Annotated in this window: 6 protein-coding genes and 1 pseudogene; 5 read left to right on the forward strand and 2 right to left on the reverse strand. The window is 62.5% G+C overall.

What is annotated here, in order from left to right; translation table 11 throughout:
* Window positions 1-7 precede the first annotated feature (7 nt).
* From OQK_RS24515 to OQK_RS24525, 3 genes are read left to right on the forward strand one after another with little or no spacing between them, the layout of a single operon-like run.
* A complete protein-coding gene (locus OQK_RS24515; RefSeq protein ID WP_016774748.1) occupies window positions 8-805 on the forward strand; it encodes an ABC transporter ATP-binding protein in 798 nt (265 codons plus the stop codon).
* A gap of 19 nt (window positions 806-824) precedes the next feature.
* On the forward strand, window positions 825-1,628 hold the full coding sequence (locus OQK_RS24520; protein WP_038861699.1) for an ABC transporter permease: 804 nt from the start codon (window positions 825-827) through the stop codon (window positions 1,626-1,628).
* Window positions 1,629-1,668: 40 nt separating this feature from the next.
* Entirely contained in the window at window positions 1,669-3,099 is a 1,431-nt protein-coding gene (locus OQK_RS24525) for an amidohydrolase family protein (protein WP_016774750.1), read from the forward strand.
* Window positions 3,100-3,253: 154 nt separating this feature from the next.
* Here OQK_RS24525 and OQK_RS24530 read toward each other — a convergent pair whose 3' ends face one another.
* Window positions 3,254-4,135 carry a LysR family transcriptional regulator gene (locus OQK_RS24530; protein WP_016774751.1) on the reverse strand — a complete coding sequence of 294 codons (882 nt, stop codon included), beginning with the start codon at window positions 4,133-4,135 and terminating at the stop codon, window positions 3,254-3,256.
* Between the two features lie 108 nt (window positions 4,136-4,243).
* Here OQK_RS24530 and OQK_RS24535 point away from each other — a divergent pair, with 108 nt between their 5' ends.
* Both OQK_RS24535 and OQK_RS31715 read left to right on the forward strand, forming a co-directional pair.
* Window positions 4,244-5,245 (forward strand): zinc-dependent alcohol dehydrogenase family protein, encoded by a 1,002-nt coding sequence (locus OQK_RS24535; RefSeq protein WP_038861700.1) that lies wholly within the window; start codon window positions 4,244-4,246, stop codon window positions 5,243-5,245.
* 45 nt (window positions 5,246-5,290) lie between these two features.
* Window positions 5,291-5,431 (forward strand): annotated as a pseudogene (locus OQK_RS31715) (cysteine hydrolase); the annotation flags it as partial.
* Between the two features lie 46 nt (window positions 5,432-5,477).
* On the opposite strand, the gene OQK_RS31720 reads toward OQK_RS31715, so the two are convergent.
* Window positions 5,478-6,089: amidohydrolase family protein (locus tag OQK_RS31720; protein ID WP_038861702.1), on the reverse strand; the 612-nt coding region annotated here is incomplete at its 5' end.

The raw sequence follows: 6,089 nt of genomic DNA on the forward strand, positions 1-6,089 counted from the left end.
ACAGGCGTTGCCACGGGGCGACAGCGTCGGCGTGCAAACACCGCTGTTCGCCAATCAGGTGGAAAAAACCTACAGCAACGGCACCCAGGCCTTGAGCCGGGTGAAGCTGGCCATTCAGCGCGGCGAGTTCGTTTCATTGCTCGGGCCGTCGGGCTGCGGCAAGAGCACCCTGCTGAAAATGTTCGCCGGCCTCGAAAAGCCCTCCGCCGGCCACGTGCGCTGGTGGGGCAAGGACAGCCCGGCCAGCCCGACCCAAGGGCAAAGCCTGGCGATGGTGTTCCAGGAGGCGACCCTGATGCCTTGGGCCAAGGTCAGCGACAACGTGCGCCTGCCGCTGGACCTGGCCAATGTGCCCAAAACCCAGAGCCAACCAAAGGTCGACGCCGCCCTTGCCCTTGTCGGCTTGGACCGTTTCAGCCAGGTGTACCCGCGGGAACTGTCCGGCGGCATGCAAATGCGCGCGTCCATCGCCCGGGCCTTGGCCACCGAGCCCAATCTGCTGCTGATGGACGAGCCCTTCGGCGCCCTGGATGAGTTCACCCGCAACAAGCTCGACAGCGACCTGCGTCAGCTGTGGGCTAGCCGCGACCTGACCGTGGTGTTCGTCACCCACAGCATTTTCGAGGCCGTCTACCTGTCATCGCGGGTGGTGGTGATGGGTGCGCGCCCGGGCCGAGTAATCGCCGACACCGAAATCGACGGCCCGTTGGAACGAGACGAGGCCTACCGCACCTCCCCGGCCTTTATCGCGCAGTGCGCACGCCTGTCCCGGCTGCTGGCCGAGGCCAATGGCGATCCTTGCTGACTTTATTGAGAGCCCGCTCATGAACCCGTCCTTTACTCCCTGGTTACGTCACCCCACGGTGTTGCGCATCGTCTCGCCGCTGCTGCTCGGCGCGGTATTGCTGAGTCTGTGGCAATTGGCATGTGTGGCCTGGAAGGTGCCGGTGTATTTGGTGCCCTCCCCGGTCGATATCGGCCGTACGCTGATCAGCGATGGCCCGATGCTGTTCGGTGCGTTGTGGATGACCTTGAAGATCACTTTTTTCTCGTTTGCCCTGGCGGTGCTTATCGGCACCCTGGCGGCGTTTGTGTTTGTGCAAAGCCGGGTGCTGGAAGCCAGCCTGTTTCCCTACGCCATCCTGTTGCAGGTGACGCCGGTGGTGGCCGTGGCACCACTGATCATCATCTGGTGCAGCAACACCACGCTGGCGTTGATTATTTGCGCGACCCTGGTGGCGATTTTCCCGATCATCGCCAACACCGTACTCGGCTTGCGCAGCGTCAACCCCGGCCTGCTCAATCTGTTCCGCCTGAACCGCGCCAGCCGCTGGCAGGTGCTGTTGCGCCTGCGCATTCCCAGCGCCCTGCCGTGTTTTTTTGCGGGGCTGCGCATTGCCAGCGGGCTGGCGTTGATCGGCGCGGTGGTGGCGGAGTTCGTTGCCGGCACCGGGGGCACCGGTGCAGGGCTGGCGTATCAGATCCTTCAGGCCGGCTTTCAACTGAATATTCCAAGGCTGTTCGCTGCCCTGCTGCTGATCGCCTTGACCGGTGTCGCGTTATTCAGCCTGATGGCCGTGCTGGCCCGGTTGAGCCTGCGCAACTGGCATGAAAGCGAACTCGGCTGACCCTTTGAATTCGCCGCAGGCGCGGCGTATGGAGCCTCACATGAAGTTTCAAAACAGCTGGCTGGTACGTAACGCCAGCGCCATCCTCACCGGTTTGTCCGGCGCGGCGGCGCGCCACGCCGGGCCTGATATCCGTATCGTCGACGGCCGCATCAGCGCCATCGGCGCCCTGCAACCCCAGCCCGGCGAGCGAGTGCTGGATGCCACCGACTGTGTGGTCTACCCGGCGTGGGTCAATACCCACCATCACCTGTTTCAGTCGCTGCTCAAAGGCATTCCCGCAGGTATCGACCAGAGCCTGGGAGCCTGGCTGGGTGCCGTGCCCTATCGCTATCGCGGCGCGTTTGACGAGCAAAGCTTTCGCCTCGCCGCGCGCATTGGCCTGGTCGAATTGGCACGATCCGGCTGCGCCACCGTCGCAGACCATCATTACCTGTACTTGCCGGGCATGGACTTTGACAGTGCCGAGGTGCTGTTCGAGGAAGCCGAACGGCTGGGGCTGCGGTTTGTCCTCTGCCGTGGCGGCGCCACGCAAGCACGGCAAGCCGAAGGCAAGTCCGTGGCCGGGCCAGAGACCCTGGAGCAATACCTGGACGACGTCGAGCGTCTGGTGCGGCGCTACCACGACCCGACCGCCGATGCCTGGCGGCGGGTGGTGATGGCGCCCACCAGCCCGCCCTACTCCATGCCTGCCGAACACCTGCGCGAAACCGCCCGGGTCGCCCGGCGACTGGGCATTCGCCTGCACAGCCATCTGAGCGAAACCGTCGAATATCAGAATGAGGTGCAGCAACGCCACGGCATGTCGCCAGTGGCGTTCTGTGCCGAGCACGAGTGGCTGGGGCCGGACGTGTGGTTCGCGCATTTGGTGAAACTCGACGCCGAGGAAATCCGCATGCTCGGGGCCAGCGGTACGGGCATTGCCCATTGCCCGCAAAGCAATGGCCGCCTGGGCAGTGGCATTGCCGATGTGGTGGCCATGGAGGCTGCGGGAATGCCGGTGTCGATTGGCGTGGATGGCGCCGCCTCCAACGAGGCCTGCGACATGATCAGCGAAACCCATGCCGCCTGGCTGATGCAACGGGCCAGACTTGGCGAACGGGCCCGCCCGCGTTATGCCGGCGGTGACGAGGAAGGCGGTGCCAGCGCGGCCAGGGTGGAAGACGTGGTGCGCTGGGGTACGTCTGGCGGGGCTCGGGTACTGGGGCTGGACGCCGTGGGCAGCGTGCAAGTGGGCATGGCGGCCGACCTGGCGATCTACCGCCTGGACCAGCCGCGATACTTCGGCCTGCATGACCCGGCGATCGGGCCGGTGGTGGGCGGAGGACGCCCGACCTTGCGCGCCTTGCTGGTCGGTGGCCGGTTGACCGTACACGACGACCAGTTGCCTGACTTCGACCTGGCCGAACTCGGCGCCCAGGCCCGAGACGCGGTACGGCGGTTGCAGCAGGCCGCAGGCGTACGCTCATGAGCTGACCTCCCCGGCACGTGCTGCCGTGCCAATACTCGGCCGCATCAAATGTCTGGTAGATGGAAAACTACGGCAGTAATCGACTTGGGACTGTCATCAGACAGTTTCAGGGTCCCGGAGAAGAAAGCAGCGGACGGCGTATCACAAGGCGCTTCTACAACAATTGCTCGCGTAAAAAATCGATGAACGCCATCGTCCGCGCTGAACGTCGTCGCTCGCGGCTGAGTACGGCGCTGACAGGCAGCGCGCTGGTCTGATAGTTGTCGAGTACGGTACTCACCCTGCCCTGCTCGACGTCAGCTGTGAACAGCCATTGCGGTGAGAGGGAAATACCCAGGCCGGAGAGCACCATTTCGCGGATGGCCTCGCTGCTGTTGCTGGTGACGTTGCCCTGGATACCTACATGGAACGCCTGGCCGAGGTGCGTAAAGGTCCAACGGTCGTAATGCTCCAGCAACGTGAAGCCGATGCAGTTGTGATCGGACAGTTCGCTGGGCTCACGTGGCACGCCGTGCAGAGCCAGATAACCGGGCGCGGCATAGACACGCCGTGGGCTATCGCCCAGTGGCAGTGCCACCAATCCCTCGCTCTTCACCGCGCCAATGCGGATAGCCAGATCGATGTTTTCCTTGAGCAGGTCTTCATTGTGGTCACTCAGCCGCAGGTCAATCCGCACGTCAGGATGGCGTAGCAGGAAAATCCCTATGAGCGGTGCGATGCATAACCTTCCATAACTGACCGGGGCGGCGACTCGTAAAGGGCCGGCAATCTGCTCCTGGCCACTGGTGAAGCTTCGCGTGGCAGTTTCGACGTGGCCGAGAATTTCCTGGCAGTGGTCGTAGAAGCGTTGACCTTGGTCGGTCAGGGCCAGGTGCCGAGTGCTGCGTGCGAACAATGGCCCACCCAGGTACTGCTCCAGCGCGCGCACTTGTTTACTCACCGCCGGCTGCCCCATGTTCAGTTCACGGGCGACCGCCGAGAAAGACCCGCGCTCCACGACGCGGACAAAGACATGCATGCTGTCGAACAGATCCATCGACGATTGGTTCTCTTTGCGGAATAAGTCATATGCAAATTGGGTTTCTTATCGGAATGATTAAAGCGCGGCAATCTGTAAGCGTCCATCCCAACACAGGTTCCCGTCATGAAACATTCCATGCTTGCCGCCATCGCCGAGTCCGCTCAATCCCCTCTCGCCATCCGTCACATCGATCGCCCTGTTCCCGGTAAGGGGCAAGTACTGGTCAGGGTTCACGCCGCTGGAGTCAATCCGCTCGATACCAAAATTGCCGCCGGCGCAGGGGCTCACGCCCGCCAATCGCTGCCGGCCGTGCTCGGCCTTGATCTTGCCGGTACGGTCGTCGAAGTGGGCGAAGCGGTCGACGGGTTCACCCCGGGCCAGGAAGTCTTCGGCATGCCCGGCGGGATCGGCGGTGCCCAAGGCACCATGGCCGAGTACATTGCCGTGGATGCCCGCCTGATCGCGGTCAAGCCACACACCCTCAGCATGCGTGAGGCGGCTGCATTGCCTTTGGTATTCATCACCGCGTGGGAAGGTCTGGTCGATCACGCCAATGTCCGCTCCGGTCAGCGTGTCCTGATTCATGGGGGCGCGGGTGGGGTCGGCCAAGTGGCTGTGCAACTGGCCAAGGCACGCGGTGCCGATGTCTACGCCACCGGTTCGGCGCGCAGTCTCGACTTCATACGCTCGCTGGGGGCTACAGCGATCGACTATCAGGCACAGAGCGTTGAGGATTATGTCGAGCACTACACCGCCGGCGAAGGGTTCGACATTGTCTACGACACCGTCGGCGGCAGCACGCTGGATGCATCATTCAAAGCCGTGAAAGCCTATACCGGGCACGTGCTGAGCTGCCTGGGCTGGGGCCAGCACAGCCTGGCACCGTTATCGTTCAAAAGTGCCACCTACTCGGGCGTCTTCACCTTGGCGCCACTGCTCACCGGCAAAGGACGCGAACACCACGGCGCTATCCTGCGCAAGGCCGCTGCGCTGGCCAATGCGGGTCAACTGACAATCCGCGTGGATCAACAGCACTTTGCGCCGCAAGACGTCAACGAGGCATTTCGCCAAGTCGTCGAAGGCCGCGGCAAGGGCAAGACGGTGATCGAGTTTTTGGGTGCATAGTTCCTTGTAATCTCTTTAGAGCGCACTCGGCCAAAAGCGTGCGCAATGGTCCGCAACGTCCTCGCCGCCATTCTCCCAGCCAAAAGCGTCAAACACGTAGCACCCCACGAGTTGAACGGGCCGACCTTCGCTCATTCAATCGTGACCACCCAAGAATTGATTGAGGCGCTGGCAGTGCAGGAGTAATGGCCGATGACCCTCATAGGATAGCTGATCGATCACCGGCCCATTTCTACACGGCCCAACAGGAGCAGCCCAAGGCACCAAAAAAACTTCGGGGGTCCGATACTGGAGCATTGGATCCCCATGCACCGGCATGATCGTGACCGTGCAGGCCGCAAAAGCTTGCGCAGCCGCACGAGGCCGCGACTTGGGCGCGCAGCGGAGCCAGCGAGTTTCTGCCTGCTCCGTCTGGGTCTCCCCAGGCGCCATAACCTTTAAAGGTACGCGTCGGCGACCAGTCAGGCATGGCGGGCGGTAGCGGGTTGTCGTCAAACCTGGCGAATTGGCCGGCCCCGTAAACCACGCGCCCGCCAACCACGGTCATATCGGCGGTAAGAAATGAAATCTCCTCTTCAGGCACAGAGAAGTAGTCCTTACTTGGCACAATCAGGTCAGCAAAGTGACCGGTCTGGATGCGACCACGTTTGCCCTCTTCGTTAGAAAACCAGGCGACATTCTCTGTCCACATCCGCAACGCCGCTTCGCGATCAAGCAGGTTTCGTTGAGGGTACAGATTCAGACCGCCCACCGTTTTACCGGTTACCATCCAGGATAGCGAAACCCAGGGATTGTAGGAGGCAACCCGGGTGGCATCGGTGCCTGCAGACACTTTCACCCCTTT

It is taken from the genome of Pseudomonas sp. R62, from assembly GCF_000257605.1.
In the GTDB taxonomy this organism is placed as follows: domain Bacteria; phylum Pseudomonadota; class Gammaproteobacteria; order Pseudomonadales; family Pseudomonadaceae; genus Aquipseudomonas; species Aquipseudomonas atacamensis.